The following is a 25,555-nucleotide window of genomic DNA, read 5'->3' on the forward strand; positions in this document are numbered from 1 at the left end:
ATCAAATTGTAGGCGGCAGGGATAATCCCCCTCCATGGAACTGATTGCCTTTCTCATCGACTTCATCCTGCACGTCGACCAGCACCTGCAGACCTTTGTTCAGAACTATGGCGCCTGGGTCTATGCCCTGTTGTTCCTGATCATCTTCACCGAGACCGGCTTGGTGGTCATGCCCTTTCTGCCGGGCGATTCGCTGCTGTTCGTGGTGGGCACGCTGTGCGGCGCGGGCCTGATGAGCCTGCCGCTGGCCATGGGCCTGCTGGTGGCCGCGGCCGTGCTGGGCGACCAGACCAACTATTCGATCGGCCGCTACTTCGGACCCAAGGTGTTCCAGTGGGAGAACTCACGCCTGTTCAACCGCAATGCCTTCAACCAGGCGCATGCGTTCTACGAACGCTACGGCGGCATCACCATCATCCTCGCGCGCTTCATGCCTTTCATCCGCACCTTTGCGCCCTTCGTGGCCGGTGTGGCCGAGATGACGCGCACCAAGTTCACTGCCTACAACGTGATCGGCGCGCTGATCTGGGTGGTGGGCCTCACGGCCGCGGGCTACTGGTTCGGCAACCTGCCCTGGGTGCAGACCAACCTGAGCAAGATCATCTGGGCCATGATTTTCATTCCGGGCCTCATCGCCCTGTACGGCGGCTGGAAGGCCAGCCGCGAGGCCAAGCGCAACCCGGCCTGAACCGGGCTCATGGCCGCGCGCCCGTGCGGTCGGCGTGCAGCTCGAAGACCAGGTTGCGCAGCCACTGGTTGGCCGGGTCCTTGTGGTACTTCGCGTGCCAGAACACGTTGATGGCTATCCTGGGCAAGTCCACCGGGTGCGGCAGGTGCTTCAGACCGAAAGGTTGCACCATGCGCTCGGCCAGGCGCTCGGGCACGGTGGCGATCAGGTCGGTGGACTGAAGGATGTGGCCAATGGCCACGAAGTGCGGCACTTTCAGCTTCACGCGCCGCTGCGGCGAGTGGTTGTCGAGAATCTCGTCCACCTGCCCATGCCCCGTGCCGGCCGAGACCACGGCCACATGTTCGGCGGCAAAAAAATCGGCCGCCTTCATGCGCTTGAGATCAAGCGGATGCCCCTGCCGGAACAGGCACACGTAGCGCTGCTCGAACAGGCGTCGCTGAAAGAAGCCGGCCTTGAGCTGCGGCAGCAGGCCAATCGCCAGATCGACCTGGCCGGCCTCCATCGCGTCGCGCAAGTGCAGCGAAGTGTTGCGCACCGTGCTGATGGTCACCGAGGGCGCCAACTGCCGGATGCGCTGCATCAGCAGCGGCAGGAAATAGATCTCGCCGATGTCGGTCATCCCCACGGAGAAGCTGCGCTGGCTGGTGGCCGGGTCGAACGAGCTGCGTGCGTTCACCGCGCTGTGGATCATGCCGAGCGCATAGCCGATCGACTCGGCCAACTGTTCGGCATAGGGCGTGGGCTGCATGCCGTGGGCGGTGCGCAGGAACAGCTCGTCGTCGAACAGCTTGCGCAGCCGGGCCAGTGCGTTGCTCACCGCCGGTTGCCCCAGGCCCAGGTTCTCGGCCACCTTGGAGACCTTGCGTTCGGTCAGCAACTGGTTGAACACGACCAGCAGGTTCAGGTCGATCTCTTCGAGCTTCATGGCGGGTCTCTGAGGTGGGCTCTTCAATATTGATATGAATGATAGTGTCAATCGATCTCATCGCATTGACTGATTTTCATGCGGTAGTGATCATGGCCTCCGTTCCCACAAAAACCCCCGAGACGCACCACGATGGACATTCATGTACGCCCGCTGCAGCGCACGCTGCGTGTCGACGCGGGCGTGAACCTGCTGGAGGCGCTGCGCGCCCACGACATCCCGGTGTCGTACAGCTGCCTGGCGGGCCGCTGTGGCACCTGCCGCTGCAAGGTGACCTCGGGGCATGTGCTGGAGTCCGGCCGCGAACAGCGGCCACCGCAAGCCCTGGACGACGCGGCCAGCGTGCTCGCCTGCCAGACCTTCCTCACCGAACCCTGCACCGTCGAGATTCCCGAACCCGACGAGGTGGTGGTGCACCCCGCGCGCATCATCAAGGCCACCGTGGTCGCGATCGAGTCGCCCACGCACGACATCCGGCGCCTGCGGCTCAAGCCCGCCAAACCGCTGGAGTTCTCGCCCGGTCAATACGCGCAACTGCAGTTCACGCCCGACCACATCCGCCCTTATTCCATGGCCGGCCTGTGCACCGATGGCGAGCTCGAATTCCATGTGCGGCGCGTGCCCGATGGCCGCGTGACGGGCTACATCGAGCGCGAGCTGAAGGTGGGCGACGCGGTGCGCGTGACCGGCCCGCTGGGCTCGGCCTACCTGCGCCGCAAGCACACCGGCCCCATGCTCTGCGTGGCGGGCGGCACTGGCCTCGCGCCCATCCTGTCCATCGTGCGTGGCGTGGTCGCATCGGGCATGCACAACCCCATCCACCTCTACTTCGGTGTGCGCTCCGAACGCGACGTGTATGGGCAGGACTGGCTGGCCGAACTTCAGCAGCGGTATCCCAAGCTGAAGGTGCACACGGTGGTTGCCTCGGGCCGCGCGCCGGGTTGCCGCACGGGTCTGGTTACCGACGCGATCGAGCAGGACTGGCCCGACCTGCAAGGCTTTCGCGCCTACCTCTGTGGCGCGCCACCCATGGTGGAAGCCGCGTCGCGGCTCGTGCAGCGCATGGGCGTGGTGCCCGGGCAGATGTACGCCGACGCGTTCTACGCCAGCAACACCTGAACAGAAGGAGACAGCACCCATGAGCACATCACCCGCCGTCGAAGGCACGTTCCCGCAGCGCATCCGCTGGGAATCCGAGGGCACGAGCCGCATCCCCTTCATGGTCTACACGGATGCGGAGCTGCACAAGAAGGAGCTCGAGCGTTTCTTCTACACGAAGCACTGGAACTATGTCGGCCTGGAAGCCGAGGTGCCGAACGCGGGCGACTACAAGCGCACGGTGGTGGGCGAGCGCTCGGTCATCATGGTGCGCGACGCCGATGGGGGCATCGGCGTGGTGGAGAACGTCTGCGCCCACCGGGGCATGCAGTTCTGCCGCGAGCGCCACGGCAACAAGAAGGAATTCGTCTGCCCCTACCACCAGTGGAGCTACACCCTCAAGGGCGATCTGCAGGGGGTGCCGTTTCGCCGCGGCGTGAAACAGGACGGCAAGGTCAACGGCGGCATGCCGGCCGATTTCCAGACCGCCGACCACGGCCTGAACCGGCTCAAGGTGGCCACGCGCGGCGGGGTGGTGTTTGCCAGCTTCGACCACGGCATCGAGTCGCTGGAGGAGTTTCTCGGTCCGACCATCCTGGGCTATTTCGACCGGCTGTTCAACGGCCGCAAGCTCACCATCCTGGGCTACAACCGCCAGCGCATCCCGGGCAACTGGAAGCTGATGCAGGAGAACATCAAGGACCCCTACCACCCGGGCCTGCTGCACACCTGGTTCGTCACCTTCGGCCTCTGGCGCGCCGACAACAAGAGCGAGCTCAAGATGGACGCGCGCCACCGGCACGCCGCCATGATCTCCACGCGCGGCCAGTCGGGCAAGGCCGAGCAGGTCACCCAGGTCTCCAGCTTCAAGGAGAGCATGCAACTGCACGACCCCCGTTTCCTGGACATCGTGCCCGAGCCCTGGTGGGGCGGGCCGACGGCGCCGGGCCGCCCCAAGGCGTCGGACGCCCCCTCGGGGGGCAGCGAAGCACGCGAAGCGCCGAGCGTGGGGGCACCTGTTCCCACGGCGGTGATGATGACGATCTTTCCCAGCATCATCCTGCAGCAACAGGTCAACAGCGTGTCGACGCGGCACATCCAGCCCGACGGCCATGGCGCCTTCGATTTCGTCTGGACGCACTTCGGTTTTGAAGACGACAGCGACGAGATGACCCAGCGCCGCCTGCGCCAGGCCAACCTGTTCGGCCCGGCGGGCTTTGTCTCGGCGGACGACGGCGAGGTGATCGAGTTCTCGCAGCAGGGGTTCGAGCAGAAGCCGTACCACCGCACCCTGGCCGAGCTCGGCGGGCGCGAGGTGGGCGACACCGACCACATGGTCACGGAGACGCTGATCCGTGGCATGTACCAGTACTGGCGTGAAGTGATGGAGGCCTGAGCATGAGCGGCCTCACACCAGACATTCGCTTCGAGGACCACCTGGCGATCACACGCCTGTACGCCGACTACGCCCAGGCGGTCGATTCCGGCGACTGGGACCTCTGGCCCGAGTTCTTCATCGACGACTGCGTCTACAAGCTGATCCCACGCGAGAACCACGAGCGCGGTTTCCCGCTGGCCACGCTGTTTTTCGAGAGCAAAGGCATGCTCAAGGACCGGGCCTACGGGATCAAGGAAACGCTGTTCCACGATCCCTACTACCAGCGCCACGTGGTGGGCGCACCGCTGGTGCACAAGGCCGAAGCCGATCGCTTCGAGGTCGAGGCCAACTACGCGGTGTTCCGCACCAAGCTGTCGCACGAATCGACGGTCTTCAACGTCGGTCGCTACCTCGACGTGATCGTGCGCACGCCCGAGGGGCTGAAGTTCGCCTCGCGGCTGTGCGTGTACGACAGCGAAATGATCCCGAATTCCATCATCTACCCCATCTGACACACCATGAGCAACGACCAGGAATGGCTGGACGCCAGTGACGAAGCCGACGTTCCCGAGGACGACGTGATCGGGGTGCAGGTCGCTGGCCGCGACATCGCGCTCTACAAGGTGGACGGCAGCGTGTTCGCCACCGACAACACCTGCACCCATGGCCAGGCGCGCCTGTGCGACGGTTTCCTCGAAGGGCACGAGATCGAGTGCCCGCTGCACCAGGGCAGGTTCGACATTCGCGATGGCAGCGCGACCTGCGCGCCGGCCACCGACGCGCTGCGCTGCCACCCGGTGCGCATCGAAGGCGGGCGGGTGTTGCTGCACCTGCAAGGTTGAGACCGCTCACTGTTCGCGGAGCCCGGTGCCTCGGCGGCGCTGGGCGACCCGCATGTCCGCCCATGGTCTCCCCTCAGTGCCGCACCCCCAGCAGCAGGCGACCGCCCTCGAGCTGGCCGAGCGCGCCGTTGTTGAACAGCAGGTGGCCCGGCGATGCCGCGCGGGTCTGCGCCACGCCCACCACCGGGGTATCGAAGTCCAGCACATCGGCCAATGCGCCACGTGTGAGGCTGCTGCCCAGCACGGTGGCGTCGACGACGGCCGCGCCGTCGGTGCTGTTCATCGCGTAGCGGCCATCGCCGGTGCCGGGCAGCATGGTGGCCTGTTTGGCGTAGAAGCGCATGCCCGAGCTGCTGGCATCGGCCGCGCGCAGCAGCACCAGGGGCATCGGATTGCCGCCGACCATGCCCGCCACGATGGAGCCGGTGACGGTGCCGCCCGAGGTGGGTGTCGACGGGCAGCCCGCACCGCCACAGGTGGAGGTGAGCATCAGTTCGTAGGCATTGCGCACGGCGCTGTACTGCAGGTAGCCCTTGGTGGCCGGTGAGCAGTTGGCTTCGTAGAGCATGAAGCCGGGCGGCGTGCCCGTGGCCTGGCAGGTCTGCCAGGTGCCGGCGTTGCGGATCTTGCCCGTGCCTGCCGAGGTGGTGAGCGTGCCGCCCGCGCTGTGGTCGGCGCCCACGGCATTGAAATCGCCCGCGATGGTGTTGAAGCCAGCGCCCGCCGTGGTGTTGACGAAGGTGTCGCGGAAGGCCAGCAGCGGCAGATAACCACCGCCGCTGGCCGCGGCCACACCTCCGTGCACCAGGCCACCGGCGCTGAAGGTGAAGACCGCGCCGCTCTCCGCACTCGCATAGCTGCACTGTCCCTGCGCGAGCAGGGTGCCCGTGCGCTGCGTGCCGGCGGTGCGCTGCAGGCTGGCGTCGATGGTGATGGTGTAGGCCAGGGTGGTCGGGTCCACCTGCAGCGTGAGTTCCTCGCCGCGCGTGTTGCCGCCCTTGTAGCTGGTGAGGGCCACGGGCAGGTGGGCGCAGGCCAGCGGATCGCCCACGGCGGTGACGCAGCTGAAGTTCATCGCGGCGTCCAGGCTGCCGCTGCCCCTGTACGTGGGGTACGCCGGGTATTCGCACAGCGGGCGCGTGCGGCCGTAGGTGCCGGCCACCGCGTCGAAGGCGGTCACGGTGGCGGGCGCCAGCCCACGTTCCACCCAGTTCTCCAGCGCGGCCAGCGAGTCCCAGGTGGGGATGAACACGCCGGTGCCGTGGCCCATGCCGGGCACGGTGTAGAAGCGGATGCCGGCGTCAACAGCCGGCCGCCCCACGGTCGTGACCACACGGTTGTAGTAGTCGATGGTGGAGTTGGGGCTGATCACTTCGTCGGCCAGGCCGTGCAGCACGATCAGGCGGCCGCCGCGCGCGAGAAAGGCCGACAGGTCGGGATTGGTGGCATCGGTCTGCTCGGAGGCCGCCTGCACGCGCGCCGTGTACAGGCCGGGGTTCAGCGGGTCGAAGCCGAGGGAATCGAACGAGGTCAATCGCGTGACGAAGTACTTGGCCCACTGGTCGCCCGTGACGTACATGTTGGCGTCCGCCGAGGTGGCGGGGTTGCCCGGCACCGGTCGCGTGCCGAGGTCGCGCGAGGTATAGGGGCCGGCGACCAGTGCGCCTTCGAGCAGGTTGTAGCCGCCGGCGCGTGTCACGCCGTTGGCCAGGGTGTAGGTGGTGAAGTCCAGCGGCGACTCGATGGCGCGCACCGTGTCGAGCTGCGCGTCCGACAGGCAGGTGTTGCCGGTGTCCACGCCGCCGGGGCAGCGCAGCGCGTTGAGCACCTGCGTGTTGAGCAGGCGGCAGCTCTCCACGTTGCTCACGATGCCGTCGGTTGCGCCGTCAAGGCTGTCGCAGCTGGTCATCGCGGTGCGCTGCACCAGCAGCGTCTTGGCCACGTTGAGCCAGCCCGCGCCACCGTTGAGGTAGAGCGCGCGGCCGACGGCCAGGTTGCTCAGGCGCGTGCCGCTGTAGTTGAGCGCCGGCTCGTTGGCGACCACGCCGTCGTAGTCGGCGGGCCAGCGCTGGATGTGGGCCAGCGCATCGCGGCCACCGGTGGAGGTGCCCAGGAAGTAGCGCTGCGTCGGCGCGCGGCCGTAGCGCGCCTGCACGAGCTTCATCGCGACCTCGTGGGTCTTCTTGAGCGCCAGGCCGCCGTAGTTGGCGAGCGCCTCGTCGTGGGCAGCAAAGGAGCCGTCGGTGATGCTGCTGCTCCGGTGGCCTCCGTCGTCGCCGAAGGTGGCGTAGCCCAGCGCCAGGGGCGCGGGCTTGTCGGGCGGGCCGAAGCGGATCTGCTCGGTGCCGTCGATCAGGCGGCCATTGAAGCCACCGCCGCCGAAGTGGATGGCCTTGCCGTTCCAGGTGGTGGGCAGGTTGACGGCGAACGTGATGTCGGGCGCGCTCGGGTCGACCGGGCGGATGGCGCCGCGCACCTGGCAGTGGTTGCCGAGCGTGCCACCGGTGAGGTAGGTGGCGCCGGTCACCGCAGCGCCGGTGGTGGGCAGCGACAGGTCGGCCGCCGAGAGCGTGAAACCACTGAGCGCGGCGCAAGCCGCCATGGCGTCCACCGGCGGTGTGACCACCAGGGGAGGGCCGCCGCCAGCGTCATCGTCGTTGCCCGAGGCGCTGTCGGAACCACCACCGCCACAGGCGGCCAGCAGCAGGCACAGCGTGGTGCCGGCGAGCAAGGTGGGTGAACAGGGAATGCCGGGGGTGCGCCCCGTGCGGTGCGAAAGTGCCATGTCCGTTGTCTCCGTTGTTGTGGGCGGGACGATAGGGACACAAGGGGGTGCACGTCAAATATATGAAATCGGCAAGGTCGATATCTTTAAAGTATGTATTTGATGGGGTGAACGGCCCACTCCGGGCGAGATGGTGCTGATCTAGCCGATCTGAACGGAGGGCGCGGCGTTCACGCGCCGCACGAAGTCCCTCATCAGCGCGGCACACTCGGCCGCATGGGTTTCCAGCAGGAAATGCGGCCCATCGAGGATGTGAGCCTCCATGCGTGGGAGTGCTTGCATCCAGGACAGGGTTTCGTCCAGATCGAAGAAGACGTCGTGCCGTCCCCACAGCATCAGTGCCGGGGGCTGCCAGCGGGCGAGGTACTCGGCAATCTCGCCGAACCGCGCGACATGTGTTCCATAGTCGCGCACCAGACGGCGCTGCGTTTCGAGCCGGCCGGGGAGGGACATGGTGAGCCAGTCCTGTTCCCATCGCTGCGGATCGATGCGCGCGGCGATGTCGTCGGGAATGCCGCTCACATACTGGTCCCGCGTTCCCTCGAACGTCAGATGCGCCGTCGCGGTGGCCTCGTGGTTCGGTGTGGGACTTTTCCAATACGCCCGCGTTGCCGACCATTGCTCGCCCAAGCCGCTTTCATGCGCATTGGCGTTCTGAATGACAAGGCTGCGAATGCGGCGCGGCGCTCGTGTCGCGAGGTGCAGTCCCACGGCCGCTCCGTAGTCGTGCAGATAGAGGTGGACGCGCTCGACATCAAGCCGCTGGAGCAGCCGCTCCACGGTGTCTGCAAACCGGGAGAACGATGCGTTCTCCACTGGCGAGGAACTCCCGAAGCCAGGGAGATCGGGTGCGATCACGAAACAATCGTGTGCGAGCGTGTCGATCACGTCTCGGAACGAAGCCGACGAACTCGGAAAACCGTGAATCAGGAGCAAGGCTGGCTGGCGGCGATCGCCCGCGAGGCGGGCCGCCACCTCGGTGCCGTCGAGCTCCAGCGTCACAAGCTCGGTGTGGCCCATGGCGTCAGGCTCCGGCTGGGTGCCCTCAGATCTGGCGGTTCCGCGCCAGCGGCGGGTTCTTGCTGAAGTACGCCACGATGCCGCGCAGCAGCGCATCGGCCAGGTCGTCCTGGTACTTCGGGTCGTTGAGCCGGGCTTCTTCATCGGGGTTGCTGATGAAGGCGGTTTCGACCAGCACGCTGGGAATGTCAGGGGCGCGCAGCACGGCGAAGTTGGCTTGTTCCACGCGCGGCTTGTGCAGCTTGCCCACCTGCTTCACGTGGCCGAGCATGGCGCTGCCGAGTTTGAGGCTGTCGTTGATCTGCGCGGTGGTGCTCATGTCGAGCAGGGCGCGCTGCACCGTGGCGTCCTTGGCCTTCACGTTGAGGCCCCCCACCTGATCGGCCGCGTTTTCCTTGTTCGCCATCCAGCGCGCCGCGGCGCTGCTGGCGCCCTTGGTGCTGAGCGCGTACACGCTGGCGCCTTGCGGGCGTGGCGTGAAGAAGGCGTCGGCGTGCAGGCTGATGAACAGGTCGGCCTGCACGCGTTGGGCCTTCTGCACGCGCACCTGCAGTGGGACAAAGAAGTCCTTGTCGCGCGTCATGTAGGCCCGCATGGGGTTGCCGTTGACGCGTGTGTCGTTGATGCGGTCGCGCAGCTTCTGCGCGATCTGCAGCACCACCTTCTTCTCGTGCGTGCCGCCTGGGCCGATCGCGCCCGGGTCTTCGCCTCCGTGGCCGGGGTCGAGCGCGACGATGATGAGGCGCTCGGTCTTGCCCCTGCCGCCGGGCGGCTGTTTGGCTGGGCTGCCCTTGTCGGGCCTGGCGCCGGCCACGGCGATGTCGTCGTCGACCGATGGCTGGGGCGCCGGCGAGGTCGGGCCGGGGCCGTGATTCGGGTTGACGGGGGACTTCGGCCGATCGCGTCCCGCGATCAAATCACCCAGCGGGTCGTCTGTCCGCGTCGCCGGCTTGGTGACTTTGTCGGCCTCCAGACCCAGCAGTCGCGCGGCGCGTTCACTGGCCGCGTCCATGTCCTTCATGCGCTGGGCAATCAGTTGCTCCAGCGGATCGGGCGCGTTCACCGGATACAGGTCGAGCACCAGGCGATGCTGGTACGCAGCCACCGGCTCCAGATTGAACACCTGCGGCTTGATGGCCTGTTTGAGGTCAATCACCAGCCTGACCACGTTGGTCGCGTTCTGCGCCACGCGGATGCTGTCGATGTTCGGATCGTCCGATTTCAACTTGCCCACCAGTTCGCGCAGGCCAGGCAGCAGGTCGATGCCTTCGATGTCCACCACCATGCGGGGCGGGGCGGTCACGAAGAACTTCTGAGCCCTGAGCTCACCGTCGGACTCGATGGTCACGCGGGTGTAGTCCTCGGCCGGCCAGATGCGCACCGCCAGCACACTGGCCCCGCGCGCGATGTGCTGCACGCCCAGCAGCAGCACCAGCGTGCCGGTGCGCAGCAAGCTGCGGCGGCTGACGGCTCCCGTCATGCCAGCGCCTCCAGCAGACGCTGGCCGGTGAGGGTGAGGGCGGTGGCGCGCACGGCGCGTGCGCTGTCGTGTTCCGGGTCGGTGTGGGCGTTCATGTTGTCGGGTTGGATGTCGATCTGCAGATCGACCGCCGGCAAGAACGCGCCAGCGCGTTCGGGCCACTCCACCAGCTTGAGACCCGGGCTGGCAAAAAGTTCGCGAAAACCCGCGTCTTCCCATTCGCGCGGGTCGTTGAAGCGGTAGAAGTCGAAGTGCCAGACCGACAGCGGCTCGCCCGCGGGCATGACCGGGCAATCCATGGCGCTGTGCGGCTCCACCACCGCGTAGGTGGGGCTTTTGATGCGACCGCGCACGCCGAGCGCACGCAACAGGTGCCGCGCCAGGGTGGTCTTGCCCGCGCCCAGGTCACCTTGCAGGGTGAGGGTGGCGTGGGCGATGGCCGGCGACAGCGCGAGGCGTTGTGCAAAGGCCTGGGTGTCTTCTTCATTGGTCCAGCGGCCTTGCCACTGTGGCGACGCGCACGCCGATCCCGCAGGCGCCGAACCGGTTCCTACAATGCTCGTCACATGAATGTCGCTTTGGATGCCGCTCAACTCGTCTCTCGGATTCAGGCCTGGGGCCAGGAGCTCGCATTTTCCCAAATTGGGGTGGCCGGTGTGGATTTGTCGGCTGCCGAGCCCGGATTGTTGGCCTGGTTGTCGGCTGGATGTCACGGTGACATGGCCTACATGGCCGCGCACGGCCTCAAACGCGCCCGCCCGGCCGAACTGGTGCCGGGCACGCTGAGCGTGATCACCGCCCGCATGGACTACCTGCCACGCGCCACGCCCGAGGGCTGGCAGGGCATCGAGTTCGAGCGGCTCGACCGGCCGCAAGAGGCGGTGATATCGATGTATGCGCGTGGACGGGACTACCACAAGGTCCTGCGCAACCGTCTGCAGACACTGAGCGAGCGCATCGCGGCGGCCATCGGTCCGTTCGGCCACCGCGTGTTCACCGACTCCGCCCCGGTGCTGGAGGTGGAGCTGGCGTCCCGAAGCGGCATCGGCTGGCGCGGCAAGCACACGCTGGCGCTGCACCGCGAGGCGGGCTCGATGTTTTTCCTGGGCGAGATCTGCGTGGATCTGGCCCTGCCGCCCACCGAGGCCAGCAGCGAGCACTGCGGCAGCTGCACGGCGTGCATCGATGTCTGCCCCACACAGGCCATCACCGGTGCGCAGCGGGTGGACGCGCGGCGCTGCATCAGCTACCTGACCATCGAACACGCCGGCGCCATCCCCCTGGAGTTGCGTCCCCTCATGGGCAACCGCATCTACGGCTGCGACGATTGCCAGCTCATCTGCCCCTGGAACAAGTTCGCGCAACGCTCACCCTTGCCCGATTTCGACGAACGCGCCGGGCTCTCGGGCGCGGCGTTGGTCGAGCTGTTCTCCTGGAGCGAGACCGAGTTCCTGCGCCGCACCGAGGGCAGCGCGATCCGCCGCATCGGCCACGAACGCTGGCTGCGCAACATCGCGGTGGCGCTGGGCAATGCCTTGCGCGCGGGGCACGACGAACATGTGCTGCTCGCGCTGCAGACCCATGCAGACCACCCCAGCGAACTTGTGCGCGAGCACGTGGCCTGGGCGCTGGCGCAGTGCGACGAGGCCGGCTGAACCCGTTTCAGTGAGCTTCTTCGCCCACGTTGTCCTGCAGCCGGTCGAGCAGGGCGAGCAGGGTGGCGCGGTCGCTCTCGCTCAGGCCGGCGGTCATCGACTTCTCGAAGCGCACCCGGTGCAGCTGCATCGTGCGTTGCAAAGCCTGGCCCGCGGGCGTGACGCTCACGCGCTGACTGCGGCCGTCGTTCGGGTCGGGCTGGCTCTGCAGCAGGCCGCGCTCGTGCAGGGCCTTGACGATGCGCGCGATCTGCGCCTTGTCGCGCCCCGAGTGCTGCACCAGATCACTTTGTGTGGCGCCATCGTGGCGCAAAAAATAGCCCAGGCAGCGAACCTCCATCGGACCGAGCCCATCGCCGTCCTGCCTTGCGGCTTCCTGCAGGTGGCGCCGCAGGCCGTGCATGAGGGTGTGCAGGCGGTCCAGCACCTCGGTGTTTGCTTGTCTCGTCATCGCGGGATATTTTGGTTGACAGTATCATCCAATGTGGGCATGATGGTTGTCATTATCAACCAGTTGCACCTATGAACACAAGCCAGATTTCATCCCTCACCGTCGAGCGCGTGCGCCATCCGCTCCAGGTGCGCCGCCTGCAGGTGCAGCGCATCGACCGCATCGGCGCGAGCTTCCTGCGCGTCCGCCTTGCCGGTGACGCCCTGCACAACTTCGTGAGCGCATCGTTCGACGACCACGCCAAGCTCATGTTGCCGCCCGAGCCGGGCCAGCCCCTGGTGTTGCCCGAACCCGGCCCTGATGGCCTGGCGCTGCCGCCCGGTGCGCAGAAGCCGGCCATGCGCGACTACACGCCGCGCCACTTCGACGCCGCGGCCCAGGTGCTCGACATCGAGTTCGTGTTGCACGGCGACGGCGTGGCGTCGCGCTGGGCGGAGGCGGCCAAACCCGGCGACGAGGTCGGTCTGGGCGGGCCACGGGGCTCGTTCGTGGTGCCCACGGGCTTTGACTGGCACGTGCTGGTGGGCGACGAAACCGCCATTCCGGCCATTGCGCGGCGGCTCGAAGAACTGCCCGACACCGCGCAGGCGATCACCGTGATCGAGACCAGTGATGCGGACGACCGTCGCACCTTCAGCACCCGCGCGCGCCTGCAGACGCACTGGATCGAGACCGGCCCCACCGATGCGCTGGCGCGCCAGGTGGCCGCGTTGACGCTGCCGGCCGGGGAGGGCTTTGCCTGGGCCGCCGGCGAGGCGGCCAGCATGGCGGCGGTGCGTCAGGCCCTGGTGGACGGACATGGACTGGACAAGGCGCGCGTGCGCGCCTCCGCCTACTGGAAACGCGGCAGCGCCGGCCACCACGAGACGCTGGGGTGAGAAACACCCCCCTGCGCCGCTTCGCGGCTTCCCCCCTCTCTCTGGCGCGCCTTTGGCGCTGGGAGGGGGGACGGCTCCTTGGGCTGGCGAAGCCGTCCCTCGGTGCCTAGGAGTGGGTCACTGCCATTGACGTGGAGGGTGTTCAGGTCGCGTAGTGCTGGCGCAGCTCGCGTTTGAGCAGCTTGCCGCTGGGGTTCTTGGGCAGGCTGTCGGTGAACACCACGCGCTTCGGGCTCTTGAACGCGGCCATGTGCTGGTTGCAGTGTGCGATCACCTCGGCCTCGGTGAGCTGTTGCCCGGCCTTGACCACGATCACCGCCGTGACGGCCTCGACCCACTTGGCGTCGGGCAGACCGATCACCGCCACCTCGCTCACGCCGCTCAGGCGGTAGATCATCTCCTCCACCTCGCGGCTGGCCACGTTCTCGCCACCGGTCTTGATCATGTCCTTCTTGCGGTCCACCACCGTGATGTAACCCTCGTCGTCGATCACCGCGAGGTCGCCGCTGTGGAACCAGTCGCCTTCAAATGAAGCCTCGGTGCGCTCGGGGTCGTTGAAGTAGCCCAGCATGAGGTGGGGCGAGCGGTGCACGATCTCGCCCACCTCGCCCACGACCACGTCTTCCATGGTGTCGTTGACCACGCGGGTTTCCACGTTGAGCACGGCCTTGCCGCAGGAGCCGGGTTTGCGCAGTTGGTCCTGCGGCCCCAGCATGGTGGCCAGTGGCGCAATCTCGGTCTGGCCATACAGGTTCCACAGCCGCATCGCGGGCAGGCGCGAGGCCAGTTCCTTGAGCACCTCCACCGGCATGATGGACGCGCCGTAGTAGCCCTTGACCAGGCTCGTCAGCTTCGTGGCATCGAACAAGGGCGAGCGCAGCAGCGCGATCCATACCGTGGGTGGCGCGAAGAAGCTGGTGATCTGCATGCGCTCGATCAGCGCCAGCAGGTTGTCGGGCACCGGCTTGGCCGTGATCACGTTGCTGCTGCCGATGTAGATGGCGGGGCCGAAGAACACGTCGAGCTGGGCGCAGTGGTAGAGCGGCAGCGCGTGCAATGCACGGTCTTCCTCGGCGATCTCGGCATTGATCACGCAGCTCACGTATTGCCACAGGACCGCGTCGTGCGTGAGCATGGCGCCCTTGGGCGTGGACTCGGTGCCGCTGGTGTAGACGATCTGGGCCAGATCGAAACTGCCCAAGGTCACCTCGGGCAACGGATCCGCGCAGGCGGCGAGGTGGTCAAAGCGGTGCATGGCGGCGTCGGGCTCGCTCGGGTCTTCGCTGGGCAGCCAGATGAATCGCTCCACCACGGTGTCCAGGGCCGCGGCATCGCGCGCCAGCGCGGCCAGACCGCTGTCGGTGGCGAGCGTGCGGGCGCCCGCGTGGCGCAGGATGTAGGCCACCTCGTCGGCCTTGAGCATGAAGTTGATCGGCACCAGCACCGCGCCGCGGCGCGCCATGGCGAAGCGCAGGGCCGCGAAGCCGTGGGAGTTGCGCGCCAGCACGGCCACCTTGTCCCCCTGATCCACGCCCATGCGGGCCAGGCCCGCGGCCAGGCGGCTGACCAGCGCGTCGAACTCGGCGTAGGTCCATTGGGTGGTGCCGCAGACGATGGCGATCTTGCCCGGCAAACGCAGGGCGGTGCGGTGCAAGGCGTCGGCAATGGTCTGGCGGCGCACCACCGGGTGAAGGGACGAGGACATGCGTGGGCTCCTGGATGGATGGACGTTGGCTTGGGCCAGTGGTCTGATTGAAGCCGAATCGCCGGCTTTGGCCATGCGCGTTTTCACCAGCCTGCTGTCACCTTTGCACACGGCATGCTCGCTGAACTTTCACAGACCGAGGACTATCATCGAACGATGAACCCCGTCTCCGCCAGTCAGACCCTCATGACCCGCTGGGGCCGCCGTGTGCGAACCTCGTGGATCGCCTGGTGGCAGGTGGTCATGCTCGGTGCCCAGATCCTCGTGTTGGCATTGACGCCATCGAGCTACGCCGCGGGTCCGCGCCGCCGGGCCGTGCAGTCGCAGATCGTCGCGGCCACCGCGCCACTGCTCACCTGGTTCCTGGTGTTGTCGGCGCTCATCAGCCTGGTGGTGATCCGCATCGTGGTGGCCACCGCCTACAGCTACGGCTTGTCGCAGTACGCGCTCGATGTGCTGGTGCGCACCCTGGTACTTGAATTGATTCCCCTGTACGCCGCCATGTTCGTGGCCACGCGTTACGCCATGCCCGAGGCGCAACGCGTGCGCCAGTGGCTCGCCGCGCACCAGCGTGAAGGCCGGGTGTTGGGAGACGCGACGCTGCTGACCACCGAGCTGCTGCCGCGCGTGTTGGCCGCTGTGTTCTCCGTGCTCATGCTGGCCGCCCTCAGCTGCGTGATCGCGCTGGTGCTCACCTATCTCACGGTCTACGGGTTTTCACCCTGGGGGTTGCCCGGCTACACGCGCAGCGTGGGCCAGGTGTTCACGCCCGCTGTCACGCTGATCTTTTCGCTCAAGACCTTGTTCTTCAGCCTGGCGGTGGCGGTCGTGCCGCTGGCGGGCAGTGCGCAGCCGGATGCGCAAGGCACCTACGCCCAGCGCAGCGACATCTCCGAATTTGCCCGCCTGTTCTCTGTGGTGCTGCTCATAGAAATCATTTCATTGGTCGGCAACTACTATTGATCACTCATGAACTCCAAGCCAGACGAAGCCCTAGTCACCGAACCAGAGCCGGTGAAAAATCTCGAGTTCAAGGCCGCGCTGCTGCTGATGGTCATGCTGGTGCTGGTGATCGGATCGGCGGTGTACGTGATGTTTGCGCGCGGCATGTTCGAAGACACGCAGCGGCTGGTGCTGATCTCCGACGACTCCGAAGGCGTGGTGGTGGGCATGGACATGACCTTCGCCGGCTTTGCCATCGGGCGCGTGGCGCGCATCGAGTTGGGTGATGACGGCAACGCCCGCATCCTGATCGACGTGCCGACCAAGGAAGCCAAGTGGCTGCGCACCTCCAGCATCTTCACCATGGAACGCGGCCTGGTGGGCGGCACGCGCATCCGTGCCTACAGCGGCGTGCTGGACGACCCGGCGCTGCCCGACGGTGCCGAGCGCACCGTGCTGCGAGGTGACACCGCGGCCGAAATCCCGAAGCTGGCGGCGAGCATGCGCGAGGTGCTGGAGAACGTGGCCGCGCTCACCAAAAAGGACGCCGCGCTGGATGTGGCGCTGACCAACGTGCAGAGCACCACGGAGCGACTCAAGGGACCGCAGGGTGCCATGGGCGTGCTGATGGGCAACGACGAAGACGCGAAAAAGCTGGTGCTCACCATCGAGCGCGCCAACGCCTTGCTGGCGCGCGCCGAAACGCTCACCGCGCGCATGGACAGTCTGGTGAGCAATGCCAACAAACAGGTGTTCGGCCAGGGCACGGACCAGGGCGGGCTGGTGGCCGATGCGCGCGTGACGGTGCAGCAGCTCAACGGTCTGCTGGCCGAGGCTCGCACCAGCCTGCAGAAGGTGGACGCGGTGCTGGTGGAGGCCCAGGGCATCGCCGGCAACACGCGCGAAGCCACCACCGATCTGGGTGTGTTGCGCGGTGAGGTGGAGTCCAGCCTGCGCAAGGTCGACGGGCTCATCAACGACATCAACCGCAAGTGGCCTTTCGCTCGCGACACAGAAATTCGACTGCCATGAACACAAGAATCTTCATCGTCGTATACGCGCTCATGGTGCTGTCTGCCTGCTCCAGCAATCCACCCCCACCCGACTGGCCGGGCGAGGCCAAGGGCAGCAGCGAGCGGGCCACCGAGGCCTGGCTCAGCGGCAACAGCCGGATCGAGATGGCGGAGTTCAACCGGGCGCGCGCCGAGGTGGCGCGCACGGGGCAGGTGACGCTGGTGGCGCGGCTGGAGCTGCTGCGCTGCGCCACGCGCGTGGCCAGCCTGGTGCTGGAACCCTGTGTCGGCTTTGAAGCGCTGGCACAAGACGCGGCGCCGGCCGAGCTGGCCTATGCGCGTTATCTGGCGGGCACCGCGCAAGCGGCGGATGCGGCGCTGTTGCCCGCGGCGCACCGCAGCCTGGTGGGCAGCGCAGCGCCCGATGCGGCCTTGAGCGCGATCCAGGACCCGCTCTCGCAACTGGTGGCCGCCGGCGTGTTGTTTCGCAGCGGTCGCACCACGCCCGGCGTGATGGCCCAGGCGGTGGAGACCGCATCGGCGCGGGGCTGGCGCCGGCCCTTGCTGGCCTGGTTGCAGGTGCAGCAACAACGTGCCCAGGCGGCAGGCGACGCCGAGGCAGCGGCCCGCCTGCAGCGGCGCATCGACCTGGTGGCGCCGGCCCGTTGATCAGCGCATGGGAATCGTTGTGCCGGGGGGCAGCGGCACGGCGGTGATGCTGTTGTCCGGCGAGCCTTCGATCACGCGGTCGGAATAGCTCAGGTAGACCAGGGTGTTGCGGGTCTTGTCGACCATGCGCACCACCTGCAGCTTCTTGAACACCAGTGACGTGCGCTCGGTGAACACCACTTCCTGCTGCCTCAAGGGATCGCCCACAAACGACACGGCGCCCACCTGCTTGCACTCGATGCTGGCGTCCGACTTGTCTTCGGCCAGACCGAGCCCGCCCTTGATGCCGCCGGTCTTGGCGCGTGACACGTAACAGGTGACGCCCTTGACCTTGGGGTCGTCAAACGCGTCGACCACGATCTTGTGGTCGGGGCCCAGCCACTTGAACACCGTGTCCACCTCGCCAATGGCCTGTGCAAGGGCGGCCGACGCAGCGCACGACAGACCCAGCAGGAGGCTGGCCAGGCGGGTGGTGGGCAGATTGAAAAAACGCATGTGGATCCCCTTGAAAACCTTGTTCATCATGCGCCCGCCAGCGGCTTCAACACGCCCAGGGCAAACGGCAGGCTCACGACGCCCAGCAGCGTGGAGAGCGTGACCAGCCCGGCCACATAGGGTCCGTTGTAGCCCATGCGCGCGGCCAGCACATAACAGCTGGACGCGGTGGGCACGGCCGAGAACATGAGCAGGATGGTGGTCTGGGTCGGGTCGAGCCGGAACAGCAGCGCCAGCCCGAGCGCCATGAGCGGCATGCCCAGGTGCTTGACCGCCAGCACCAGGCCGCCCAGCGTCTTGGCACTGGCCAGCATGCCGAACTGCATGCCCGCGCCGGCAGCCATCAGGCCCAGCGCCAGCGAGGCCTGGCCGATGCGGTTGACGGTGGGTTCCAGCCAGAACGGCACGGAAAAGCCCAGCAGGTTGGCCACCAGGCCCGAGACGGTGCCGATGATGAGCGGATTGCGCAGCAGCTCGCGCATGAAACCCTTGTTGGCGTGCCGCGCCATGGGCCAGACCGCGCCCACGTTGAACAGCGGCACACACACGCCGATGAGCACCGCGATCATGAGCAGGCCCGGCGGCCCGGCCATCTTCTCGGCCAGGGCCAGTGCAATGAACGAGTTGAAGCGAAAACCCACCTGGGCGCTGGCCGCGTGCAGGCGCACATCCAACCGTTTGCCGATCCAGGGCCAGCGGGGCAGGGAATACGACAGCGCGATGCCACACAGACCCAGCGAAATGCCCGCGCCCATGAGGCTGGAAGCCTGGCCCAGATCCAGCGGGCTCTTCACGATGCTGTGGAACAGCAGCACCGGAAACAGAAAGTAGTAAACCAGGCTCTCGACCTGTTCCCAGACCTTGCGGTTGAGGGCGGTGAAGCGGCAGACCAGATAGCCGCAGAGGATGAGCGAGAAGTCGGGGAAGAGGAGTTGGGCGAAATTCACCGGTCGAGCATAACGGCCTGTGCGGCGCGTCCGTGTTCACGGTTTGCCAGGTGCGCGGCAGGCGGTGAGCAAGGTCACGGCCCCGTCCGAGGCCAGCCAGTGCGACAACGGTCGGCACTGGCCATCCATGCAGAGTTCGTAGTCGGGCACGAAGCCGGAGCGGCTCAGCGGCAAACCGGCGGGGGCACGCTCGGCCGGGGTGTAGCCATACCAGCCGTCTTTCAGCACCGCGTCGGGTGGTGGCTCCATGCCGGCACCCGAGCCGCGCACGCGGGCGGTCAAGGCGCGCAGTTCGGCGCGCCCGGCAGTGCCCGGTGCCGCCACCACCGCGTAGTCTTCTTCCCAGCGCAGCTTTTCGATGGAGTGCGTCCAGGCCAGCGTGAACCGCTCGGTGGCGATGAAGGCGGGCCCGTGGCCCGGCGTGGCGGCCAGGGCCGCCAGCACCAGACACACGCCCAGGTCGGCCACGGTGGTGCTCAGCGCACGGCGCTCAGCGCGCGCTGCTGGCGGGTACGCCAGAGGTGCCAGGCCACAAACACCGCGACCGCGCCCAGACCGATCTCGTCGGTGAGCGGCAGCGCCACCACCAGGAAACTGGCCGACACCACGGCCACGATGCGCTCGACCGCGTTCAGGCGGCCGAACAGAAAGCCGATGGCACCTGCGCCCCACATGCCGATGGCCACCAGGGCCTTGAACACGATCCACACGGTGTCGGTCCAGTCGCCAGACTGCAGCATGAGGGCCGGGCTGTACACCGCCATGAAGGGCACGATGAAGCCCGCAATGGCCACGCGAATGGCCTGCACGCTGATCTTCAGCCCCGTCTCTCGCGCAATGGGTGCCGCCGCAAAGCACGCCAGCGCCACCGGGGGCGTGAGGTCGGCCATGATGCCGAAGTAGAAGACGAACATGTGCGAGACGATCAGCGGCACGCCCAGCTCCAGCAGCACTGGCGCGGCCAGCGAGCTGGTGATGATGTAGTTGGGAATGGTGGGGATGCCCATGCCCAGGATGAGGCAGGTGAACATGGTCAGCAGCAGCGCCAGGAACAGGCTCTCGCGGCCCACGGCGATGATGTAGCCCCCGAGTTCGGCGGCCACGCCGGTGAGGTTGATCACACCGATGATCACGCCCACCAGCGCGCAGGCAATGGCCACCGGCAGCGCATGGCGCGCGCCTTCGACCAGTGCGCGCACCGCGAGCGCGCGAGCGTCGCCACCCACGCGGCGGATGTAGGTGACTGCCAGCAGCACGGCGGTGATCACGAAGAAGGTGATCACGCCGAAGCGGATGAAGCCGGCGCACGCCAGGCCGAGCAGAACCCAGAACAGGCCACGCAAGGGCAGGCCCCTGACGCCGGTCATGACGGCCGCGCCGAAGATCAGGATCACGGTCAGTGCCAGACCCACGGTGCCGGAGAACAGCGGCGTGTAGCCCGAGAAGAGCAGCGCCACCAGACCCGCCAGCGGCAGCAGCAGGTACCAGCGTTCGCGCACGGCCGTCCAGGGGTTGGGGCAGTCTTCCTTGGCCAGACCAGTCAGGCCCTTGGCGCCGGCCTCCAGGTGCACCATCCAGAAGGCAGTGACGAAGTACAGGATGGCCGGAATGATGGCCGCCTGGACGATGGACAGGTAGGGCACGTTGATGGTCTCGGCCATGATGAAGGCCACGGCGCCCATCACCGGCGGCATGATCTGCCCGCCCATGCTGGCCGTGGCTTCCACACCGCCCGCAAAAGCGGGGCTGTAGCCGAAGCGCTTCATGAGCGGGATGGTGAACTGGCCGGTGGTGACCACGTTGGCCACGCCCGAGCCGTTGATGGTGCCCATGAGGCCGGACGAAATCACCGACACCTTGGCCGGCCCCCCGCGCGTGTGGCCCACGGTGCCCATGGCGAAGTCGTTGAACAGCTGGATCATGCCGGCCTGTTCGAGGAAGGCGCCGAACAGGATGAACAGGAAGATGTAGGTGGACGACACGTAGGTGGGTGTGCCGTAGATGCCTTCCAGGCCCATGCCCAGCTGGCCCACGATCTGGTCGAGGCCGTAGCCTCGGTGCGCCAGGGCACCCGGCAGGTGCTGGCCAAAGACGGCGTAGGCCAGAAAGATCAGGCAGATCAGCGGCAGGCCCCAGCCCATGACGCGGCGAGCCGCTTCAAACACCAGCACCACCGCCACGGTGCCCACCACCCAGTCGGCGTTGGTGAGCTCGCCAGCGCGTTGGGTGAGGTCGGCCTCGAAATACCACTGGTAGAGACCGGTGGCGAAACCCGCGATGCCCAGGACCCAGCCCAAGGCACGCCAGCCGGCATTGCGCCCACCCATGGGCGGAAACAGCGTGAAGATCATCAACAGCACGAAACTCACGTGCAACGCACGGATCACCTGGCTGGAGAAGGGGTGGAACGACGCCATCCAGATCTGGTAGGCAGAAAACAGGATGGCAATCCAGAAAACAGCCCCGGTCAAGGGACTGCTGTGGCTGTCTGCGTGGCTGTCGGGTGCGCTCGGCGTGTTGTTGTCGTTCATGAAAACCTCGGGTCAGCAGAAATGGACACGGCCCCGGGGAGGGGCCGTGTCAAACCGGGTGGTGTCGGGTTGCAACACCGGGCCGCCAGGTCGCCTGTCGGCGCCTTACTTGATCAGGCCCACTTCCTTGTAGTAGCGCTCGGCACCCGGGTGCAATGGCACGGGCATGCCCTTGATGGCGTTCTCGCGCTTGATGGCCTTGGCGGCGTTGTGCGCGGCGTACAGCGTGTCGATGTTGTCGTACATCGCCTTGGCCATGCGGTAGGCGGCGTCGTCGGACACGCCGCTGTGCGTCACCAGGAAGTTCGGGATGGCGGCGGTGGCGATGTCGGTGGTCTGGCCGGTGTAGGTGTTGGCCGGAATGACGGCAGGCTGGTACGCCGGGTCGCCCACCTTGGCCACCACGTCGGCGGGCACCGAGACCACCACGATCTTGACCGAGGTGGACAGGTCGCGGATGGAGGCGACACCCAGACCGGCGGACTGCAGGGTGGCATCGAGCTGGCGGTTCTTCATGAGTTCGACCGACTCGCCAAACGGCAGGTATTCGACCTTGGCCAGATCACCATAACTCAGGCCGGCGGCCTTCAGGACCGCGCGCGCGTTGAGTTCGGTGCCCGACTTGGCCGCACCCACCGAGACGCGCTTGCCCTTGAGGTCGGCCAGGGTCTTGATGCCGGAGTCCGCGCTGGCGACGATCTGGATGTAGTTGTTGTAGGTGGCCGAGAGGCCGCGCAGCTTGTCGAGCTTGGCCGGGAAGCCCGCCTCTGCATTGCCCTTCCATGCATCGGAGAGCGCATCGGCCAGGGTCAGGGCCAGCTCACCGCGGCCGGCCTGCAGCAGGTTGAGGTTTTCTGCAGACGCACGTGTGACCTGGGCGGTGGACCGCGTGTTGGGGATGTCCTTGGCAAAGATCTGCGAGAGGGCCACACCCATGGGGTAATACACACCGCTCTGGCCTCCGGTCAACACGTTGATGAACTGCTGTTGCTGTGCGGTTGCCACGCCGGTGACGAGGGCAGCGCCCAGGCTCAAGCCCAGACCGATCTTGTGAATCAAGCGCATGTGAAGTCTCCTGTTGTTGGGGAAAAATTCGAGGGACCAGAATACAGCAACACCCCACACCGTACACCTTGGTAACTGCGTATTCGCTGACGGGGGTTTACCCCGACAATCCGAGGCTTCAAGTGCTCCCCGGGCCCGCACGGATCGGGCATCATGCGCGCGATACTGTTGACCTCAGCGGTGTTCGTTCGAGCACTGTTCCCCCCTATCCACTGGAGTACTTCTCATGGTTTCTCGTCGTCATCTGATCTGCCTGGGTCTCACGGCCGCTTCGTTGGGCATGGGCAGCACCGCCTGGGCGCAGGCCTACCCCAACAAGATCATTCGCCTGCAAGTTCCTTTTGCACCCGGCGGCACCACCGACATCATTGCCCGCGTGATGTCCGAGGCGCTTGGCAAGGCCCTGGGCCAGAGCGTGATCGTGGAAAACAAGGCCGGTGGCGGGGGTGTGGTGGGTGCACTGGAGCTCTCCCGTGCCCCGGCCGACGGCTACATCCTGGGCATGGCCACGGTGTCGACCACTGCGGCCAACCCGGCGATCAACGCCAAGATTCCGTACAACACGCTCACCGATTTCACGCCCATCATCAACATCGCGGCCACGCCCAACGTGATCGCCGTGCACCCCAGCTTCCCGGCCAAGGACTACAAGGGCTTCCTGGCCGAGATCAAGAAGAACCCCGGCAAGTACAGCTACGCCAGTTCGGGCACGGGCGGCATCGGCCACCTGCAGACCGAGCTCTACAAGAGCCTGACCGGCGCCTTCATCACGCACATTCCGTATCGCGGCGCGGGCCCCGCGCTCAACGACACCGTGGGTGGCCAGGTCCCGATCATCTTTGACAACCTGCCCTCGGCCCTGCCGCACATCAAGGCCGGCCGCCTCGTCGCCATCGTGGTGGCCGCGCCGCAGCGCGTGGCGGTCTTGCCCGACGTGCCGACCTTCAAGGAAGTGGGCCTGGAGCCGGTGAACCGCATGGCCTACTACGGCATCATCGGCCCCAAGGGTCTGCCGCAGGAAGTGGTGGACAAGGTGTCGAACGCGACCAGGCAGGCGCTCACTGACCCGGCCGTCAAGAAGCGCGTGGAAGACACCGGCTCGCTGATCGTGGCCAACTCGCCGGCCGAGTTCACGGCGCAGATCAAGGCCGAGTTCGAGGTCTACAAGCAGGTGGTGGCCAAGCAGAAGCTCAAACTGGAGTGATGGACCCAGCCCTGGCATCGACCAGCGAGGACCTTGCCGGGGCTTTTGTCGACGCGCTCTGGCTCGAAGAGGGCCTCTCGCGCAACACGCTGGACGCGTACCGGCGCGATCTCGTTTTGCTCGGCCAGTGGCTGGCCGGGCAGGGCAAGACCCTGCCCGAAACCAACGAGGCCGATCTCAACGGTTATTTCAGCGAGCGCCACAGCCAGACGCGCGCCACCACCGCCAACCGACGGCTCACGGTTTTCAAGCGCTACTTTCGTTGGGCGCTGCGTGAACGTTTCATTTCGGCCGACCCGACGCTGCGCCTCTCACCGGCACGCCAGCCACTGCGCGTGCCCAAGACGATGTCGGAAGCGCAGGTGGAGGCCCTGCTGGGCGCGCCCGACGTGAGCACCCCGCTGGGCCTGCGCGACCGATGCATGCTCGAACTCATTTACGCCAGCGGCCTGCGCGTGAGCGAACTCGTGACGCTGAAGACCTGGCATGTGGGCATGAACGAACATGTGCTGCGCATCACCGGCAAGGGCAACAAGGAACGGCTGGTGCCGTTCGGGCAGGTGGCGGGGCAGTGGCTGCAGCGTTACCTGGGGCAGGCGCGCGGCGAGATATTGAACGGCCTGCAGAGCGAAGACCTGTTCGTCACCTCGCGCGGGTCTCGCGCCGGCGAGGCCATGACGCGCGCGATGTTCTGGCAACTGGTGAAGAAGTACGCGCTGGCTGCGGGCATCACCTCGCCGCTGTCACCCCACACGCTGCGACACGCGTTTGCCACGCACCTGCTCAACCACGGCGCCGATCTGCGCGCGGTTCAGATGCTGCTCGGCCACGCAGACATCTCCACCACCACGATCTACACCCACGTGGCCCGCGAACGCCTCAAGTCCATCGTGGCGCAGCACCACCCCAGGGGTTGAGTTTTCGACCGGCTCCACAACGGTTGGAGTCTTGCGTCGCCATTGCACTGGATATGCCCGACCCACGACAGCGGTGCTGCGGGCGAAATCCGCCTGCCGCAATAGGCTGCTCGCCAGATACCTTTGCCGTGCGGGGTGTGCCATTCTTTGATTGCCGTGCCATTCACGGCAACCGTGCCCACCTCTTCCACCTCACCCTTGGAATCACGCTCATGAAACTCTCGGAATTCGAAGCTTCCCTGCTCAAACTCGGCCCCAATTTCAAAAAATCGGCGATTCCCGCTTCCGGCGATTCCATCAACCTCGAAATCGACGACGTGGATTTCACTGTGGTTGCCAGCAATGCAAACGTCGATCGAGTGACGGTCTGCTGCCTGTTCGGTCCCATTCCGGCGGATCACATGTCCGATGTTCTGCGGGGGATCGTCAAGCAAAACCTGGAATTGATGCGGCAGCAGTCGAACGCGGGGTTTGGCGTCAACGATGGCGATCTGATCTACGCGTTCAGCACCGACGTCACGAATCAGCCCGAAATCGTGCAGGCCGTGGGCCGCATCATGCGCTCCGCCGCCAGCCAGGCACTGAACTGGCAAGCATCGCTTTGACGCGAAAGCCCGTCCGGCAGCGCCACCAAGCCATGTCGCACGCGCTGCACATTTCATCTCAACCACAAAGAGGCTGTTCCCATGGAATTCACCACCAACACCACATCTCAGGCATCCACGGGGGCCGACGGGACCGCGTCCACGGCCTTCAACTGGCAAAACCCGGTGTTTCCGCTGCCCAGCCCGCGCTCGCGCGCGGCGAACGCGGACCGCCTGCCCGGCGTGCTGCATTCGCACCGCCCGCGCTGGACGCCTGGCA

25 protein-coding genes are annotated in these 25,555 nt (G+C 66.5%); 13 read left to right on the forward strand and 12 right to left on the reverse strand.

Annotated features, from left to right (window positions below; translation table 11 throughout):
* Positions 1-34: 34 nt before the first annotated feature.
* The gene (locus tag V6M63_RS05385) at positions 35-688 is read left to right on the forward strand and encodes a DedA family protein (protein WP_332740225.1); all 654 of its coding nucleotides are present in this window, start codon (positions 35-37) and stop codon (positions 686-688) included.
* Between the two features lie 7 nt (positions 689-695).
* Here the strand turns inward: V6M63_RS05385 and V6M63_RS05390 are convergent, their stop codons facing one another.
* A complete protein-coding gene (locus V6M63_RS05390) occupies positions 696-1,616 on the reverse strand; it encodes a LysR family transcriptional regulator (protein ID WP_332740227.1) in 921 nt (306 codons plus the stop codon).
* 132 nt (positions 1,617-1,748) lie between these two features.
* Here V6M63_RS05390 and V6M63_RS05395 point away from each other — a divergent pair, with 132 nt between their 5' ends.
* Genes V6M63_RS05395 through V6M63_RS05410 form a run of 4 tightly spaced genes read left to right on the forward strand, consistent with a single transcriptional unit; the run spans position 1,749 to position 4,934 of the window.
* On the forward strand, positions 1,749-2,735 hold the full coding sequence (locus tag V6M63_RS05395) for a 2Fe-2S iron-sulfur cluster-binding protein (RefSeq protein WP_332740229.1): 987 nt from the start codon (positions 1,749-1,751) through the stop codon (positions 2,733-2,735).
* Between the two features lie 19 nt (positions 2,736-2,754).
* Positions 2,755-4,110 (forward strand): aromatic ring-hydroxylating dioxygenase subunit alpha, encoded by a 1,356-nt coding sequence (locus V6M63_RS05400; protein ID WP_332740231.1) that lies wholly within the window; start codon positions 2,755-2,757, stop codon positions 4,108-4,110.
* 2 nt (positions 4,111-4,112) lie between these two features.
* The gene (locus V6M63_RS05405) at positions 4,113-4,604 is read left to right on the forward strand and encodes an aromatic-ring-hydroxylating dioxygenase subunit beta (RefSeq protein WP_332740233.1); all 492 of its coding nucleotides are present in this window, start codon (positions 4,113-4,115) and stop codon (positions 4,602-4,604) included.
* Between the two features lie 6 nt (positions 4,605-4,610).
* On the forward strand, positions 4,611-4,934 hold the full coding sequence (locus V6M63_RS05410; RefSeq protein WP_332740234.1) for a non-heme iron oxygenase ferredoxin subunit: 324 nt from the start codon (positions 4,611-4,613) through the stop codon (positions 4,932-4,934).
* A 73-nt stretch (positions 4,935-5,007) separates the two neighbouring features.
* Here V6M63_RS05410 and V6M63_RS05415 read toward each other — a convergent pair whose 3' ends face one another.
* The 4 genes from V6M63_RS05415 to tsaE form a co-directional block, all read right to left on the reverse strand.
* Positions 5,008-7,719 carry a tannase/feruloyl esterase family alpha/beta hydrolase gene (locus tag V6M63_RS05415; RefSeq protein ID WP_332740236.1) on the reverse strand — a complete coding sequence of 904 codons (2,712 nt, stop codon included), beginning with the start codon at positions 7,717-7,719 and terminating at the stop codon, positions 5,008-5,010.
* 141 nt (positions 7,720-7,860) lie between these two features.
* A complete protein-coding gene (locus tag V6M63_RS05420; protein ID WP_332740238.1) occupies positions 7,861-8,739 on the reverse strand; it encodes an alpha/beta fold hydrolase in 879 nt (292 codons plus the stop codon).
* Positions 8,740-8,764: 25 nt separating this feature from the next.
* Complete coding sequence (locus V6M63_RS05425; protein ID WP_332740240.1) at positions 8,765-10,219, reverse strand: N-acetylmuramoyl-L-alanine amidase; 1,455 nt, start codon at positions 10,217-10,219, stop codon at positions 8,765-8,767.
* A complete protein-coding gene (gene tsaE, locus V6M63_RS05430; protein WP_442909544.1) occupies positions 10,216-10,791 on the reverse strand; it encodes a tRNA (adenosine(37)-N6)-threonylcarbamoyltransferase complex ATPase subunit type 1 TsaE in 576 nt (191 codons plus the stop codon). The genes V6M63_RS05425 and tsaE overlap by 4 nt, the downstream gene beginning before the upstream one ends.
* On the opposite strand from tsaE, the gene queG reads away from it, so the two are divergent.
* A complete protein-coding gene (gene queG, locus V6M63_RS05435; RefSeq protein ID WP_332740242.1) occupies positions 10,786-11,874 on the forward strand; it encodes a tRNA epoxyqueuosine(34) reductase QueG in 1,089 nt (362 codons plus the stop codon). The genes tsaE and queG overlap by 6 nt on opposite strands.
* Positions 11,875-11,881: 7 nt before the next feature.
* Here queG and V6M63_RS05440 read toward each other — a convergent pair whose 3' ends face one another.
* Positions 11,882-12,325: a MarR family winged helix-turn-helix transcriptional regulator gene (locus tag V6M63_RS05440; RefSeq protein ID WP_332740244.1), complete on the reverse strand. Its 444-nt coding sequence runs from the start codon at positions 12,323-12,325 to the stop codon at positions 11,882-11,884.
* 71 nt (positions 12,326-12,396) lie between these two features.
* Between V6M63_RS05440 and V6M63_RS05445 the strand changes: the two genes are divergently transcribed.
* Entirely contained in the window at positions 12,397-13,203 is an 807-nt protein-coding gene (locus tag V6M63_RS05445) for a siderophore-interacting protein (protein ID WP_332740246.1), read from the forward strand.
* Between the two features lie 142 nt (positions 13,204-13,345).
* Here V6M63_RS05445 and V6M63_RS05450 read toward each other — a convergent pair whose 3' ends face one another.
* Positions 13,346-14,908, reverse strand: a complete 1,563-nt coding sequence (locus tag V6M63_RS05450; RefSeq protein WP_332740248.1) for an acyl-CoA synthetase — start codon at positions 14,906-14,908, stop codon at positions 13,346-13,348.
* 156 nt (positions 14,909-15,064) lie between these two features.
* Between V6M63_RS05450 and V6M63_RS05455 the strand changes: the two genes are divergently transcribed.
* The 3 genes from V6M63_RS05455 to V6M63_RS05465 are packed head-to-tail and all read left to right on the forward strand — an operon-like array spanning position 15,065 to position 17,532.
* Complete coding sequence (locus V6M63_RS05455) at positions 15,065-15,871, forward strand: MlaE family ABC transporter permease (protein WP_332740250.1); 807 nt, start codon at positions 15,065-15,067, stop codon at positions 15,869-15,871.
* A 6-nt stretch (positions 15,872-15,877) separates the two neighbouring features.
* A complete protein-coding gene (locus V6M63_RS05460) occupies positions 15,878-16,882 on the forward strand; it encodes an MlaD family protein (RefSeq protein ID WP_332740252.1) in 1,005 nt (334 codons plus the stop codon).
* On the forward strand, positions 16,879-17,532 hold the full coding sequence (locus V6M63_RS05465; RefSeq protein WP_332740254.1) for a hypothetical protein: 654 nt from the start codon (positions 16,879-16,881) through the stop codon (positions 17,530-17,532). Before V6M63_RS05460 ends, V6M63_RS05465 begins: the two co-directional genes overlap by 4 nt.
* Here V6M63_RS05465 and V6M63_RS05470 read toward each other — a convergent pair whose 3' ends face one another.
* From V6M63_RS05470 to V6M63_RS05490, 5 genes are all read right to left on the reverse strand, one after another.
* On the reverse strand, positions 17,533-18,027 hold the full coding sequence (locus V6M63_RS05470) for a CreA family protein (protein WP_332740256.1): 495 nt from the start codon (positions 18,025-18,027) through the stop codon (positions 17,533-17,535).
* Positions 18,028-18,053: 26 nt separating this feature from the next.
* Entirely contained in the window at positions 18,054-18,974 is a 921-nt protein-coding gene (locus tag V6M63_RS05475) for an AEC family transporter (protein WP_332740258.1), read from the reverse strand.
* Positions 18,975-19,010: 36 nt separating this feature from the next.
* On the reverse strand, positions 19,011-19,442 hold the full coding sequence (locus V6M63_RS05480) for a DUF1850 domain-containing protein (protein WP_332740260.1): 432 nt from the start codon (positions 19,440-19,442) through the stop codon (positions 19,011-19,013).
* A gap of 8 nt (positions 19,443-19,450) precedes the next feature.
* The gene (locus V6M63_RS05485) at positions 19,451-21,505 is read right to left on the reverse strand and encodes a TRAP transporter permease (protein WP_332740262.1); all 2,055 of its coding nucleotides are present in this window, start codon (positions 21,503-21,505) and stop codon (positions 19,451-19,453) included.
* Positions 21,506-21,610: 105 nt separating this feature from the next.
* Complete coding sequence (locus tag V6M63_RS05490; RefSeq protein ID WP_332740264.1) at positions 21,611-22,570, reverse strand: TAXI family TRAP transporter solute-binding subunit; 960 nt, start codon at positions 22,568-22,570, stop codon at positions 21,611-21,613.
* Positions 22,571-22,850: 280 nt separating this feature from the next.
* Between V6M63_RS05490 and V6M63_RS05495 the strand changes: the two genes are divergently transcribed.
* The 3 genes from V6M63_RS05495 to V6M63_RS05505 all read left to right on the forward strand — a co-directional run bounded on the left by V6M63_RS05495 (position 22,851) and on the right by V6M63_RS05505 (position 25,296).
* Positions 22,851-23,774, forward strand: a complete 924-nt coding sequence (locus tag V6M63_RS05495) for a tripartite tricarboxylate transporter substrate binding protein BugE (protein ID WP_442909545.1) — start codon at positions 22,851-22,853, stop codon at positions 23,772-23,774.
* Positions 23,774-24,691: a site-specific tyrosine recombinase XerD gene (gene xerD / locus V6M63_RS05500; protein ID WP_332740268.1), complete on the forward strand. Its 918-nt coding sequence runs from the start codon at positions 23,774-23,776 to the stop codon at positions 24,689-24,691. The genes V6M63_RS05495 and xerD overlap by 1 nt, the downstream gene beginning before the upstream one ends.
* Positions 24,692-24,903: 212 nt before the next feature.
* The gene (locus V6M63_RS05505; protein WP_332740270.1) at positions 24,904-25,296 is read left to right on the forward strand and encodes a hypothetical protein; all 393 of its coding nucleotides are present in this window, start codon (positions 24,904-24,906) and stop codon (positions 25,294-25,296) included.
* Positions 25,297-25,555 lie beyond the last annotated feature (259 nt).

The sequence above is a fragment of the Hydrogenophaga sp. genome, from assembly GCF_036675665.1.
Taxonomy (GTDB): Bacteria; Pseudomonadota; Gammaproteobacteria; order Burkholderiales; family Burkholderiaceae_C; genus Hydrogenophaga.

Excerpts from the sequence above, each read along its gene's own strand:
- V6M63_RS05505 (WP_332740270.1), top strand. The coding sequence starts at position 24,904 with ATGAAACTCTCGGAATTCGAAGCTTCCCTGCTCAAACTCGGCCCCAAT.
- V6M63_RS05420 (WP_332740238.1), bottom strand. The coding sequence starts at position 8,739 with ATGGGCCACACCGAGCTTGTGACGCTGGAGCTCGACGGCACCGAGGTG.
- xerD (WP_332740268.1), top strand. The coding sequence starts at position 23,774 with ATGGACCCAGCCCTGGCATCGACCAGCGAGGACCTTGCCGGGGCTTTT.
- V6M63_RS05465 (WP_332740254.1), top strand. The coding sequence starts at position 16,879 with ATGAACACAAGAATCTTCATCGTCGTATACGCGCTCATGGTGCTGTCT.
- V6M63_RS05470 (WP_332740256.1), bottom strand. The coding sequence starts at position 18,027 with ATGCGTTTTTTCAATCTGCCCACCACCCGCCTGGCCAGCCTCCTGCTG.
- V6M63_RS05390 (WP_332740227.1), bottom strand. The coding sequence starts at position 1,616 with ATGAAGCTCGAAGAGATCGACCTGAACCTGCTGGTCGTGTTCAACCAG.
- V6M63_RS05425 (WP_332740240.1), bottom strand. The coding sequence starts at position 10,219 with ATGACGGGAGCCGTCAGCCGCCGCAGCTTGCTGCGCACCGGCACGCTG.
- V6M63_RS05485 (WP_332740262.1), bottom strand. The coding sequence starts at position 21,505 with ATGAACGACAACAACACGCCGAGCGCACCCGACAGCCACGCAGACAGC.
- V6M63_RS05450 (WP_332740248.1), bottom strand. The coding sequence starts at position 14,908 with ATGTCCTCGTCCCTTCACCCGGTGGTGCGCCGCCAGACCATTGCCGAC.
- V6M63_RS05395 (WP_332740229.1), top strand. The coding sequence starts at position 1,749 with ATGGACATTCATGTACGCCCGCTGCAGCGCACGCTGCGTGTCGACGCG.
- V6M63_RS05405 (WP_332740233.1), top strand. The coding sequence starts at position 4,113 with ATGAGCGGCCTCACACCAGACATTCGCTTCGAGGACCACCTGGCGATC.
- V6M63_RS05490 (WP_332740264.1), bottom strand. The coding sequence starts at position 22,570 with ATGCGCTTGATTCACAAGATCGGTCTGGGCTTGAGCCTGGGCGCTGCC.
- V6M63_RS05400 (WP_332740231.1), top strand. The coding sequence starts at position 2,755 with ATGAGCACATCACCCGCCGTCGAAGGCACGTTCCCGCAGCGCATCCGC.
- V6M63_RS05385 (WP_332740225.1), top strand. The coding sequence starts at position 35 with ATGGAACTGATTGCCTTTCTCATCGACTTCATCCTGCACGTCGACCAG.
- V6M63_RS05460 (WP_332740252.1), top strand. The coding sequence starts at position 15,878 with ATGAACTCCAAGCCAGACGAAGCCCTAGTCACCGAACCAGAGCCGGTG.
- V6M63_RS05410 (WP_332740234.1), top strand. The coding sequence starts at position 4,611 with ATGAGCAACGACCAGGAATGGCTGGACGCCAGTGACGAAGCCGACGTT.
- V6M63_RS05415 (WP_332740236.1), bottom strand. The coding sequence starts at position 7,719 with ATGGCACTTTCGCACCGCACGGGGCGCACCCCCGGCATTCCCTGTTCA.
- V6M63_RS05440 (WP_332740244.1), bottom strand. The coding sequence starts at position 12,325 with ATGACGAGACAAGCAAACACCGAGGTGCTGGACCGCCTGCACACCCTC.
- V6M63_RS05455 (WP_332740250.1), top strand. The coding sequence starts at position 15,065 with ATGAACCCCGTCTCCGCCAGTCAGACCCTCATGACCCGCTGGGGCCGC.
- V6M63_RS05495 (WP_442909545.1), top strand. The coding sequence starts at position 22,851 with ATGGGCAGCACCGCCTGGGCGCAGGCCTACCCCAACAAGATCATTCGC.
- V6M63_RS05445 (WP_332740246.1), top strand. The coding sequence starts at position 12,397 with ATGAACACAAGCCAGATTTCATCCCTCACCGTCGAGCGCGTGCGCCAT.
- queG (WP_332740242.1), top strand. The coding sequence starts at position 10,786 with ATGAATGTCGCTTTGGATGCCGCTCAACTCGTCTCTCGGATTCAGGCC.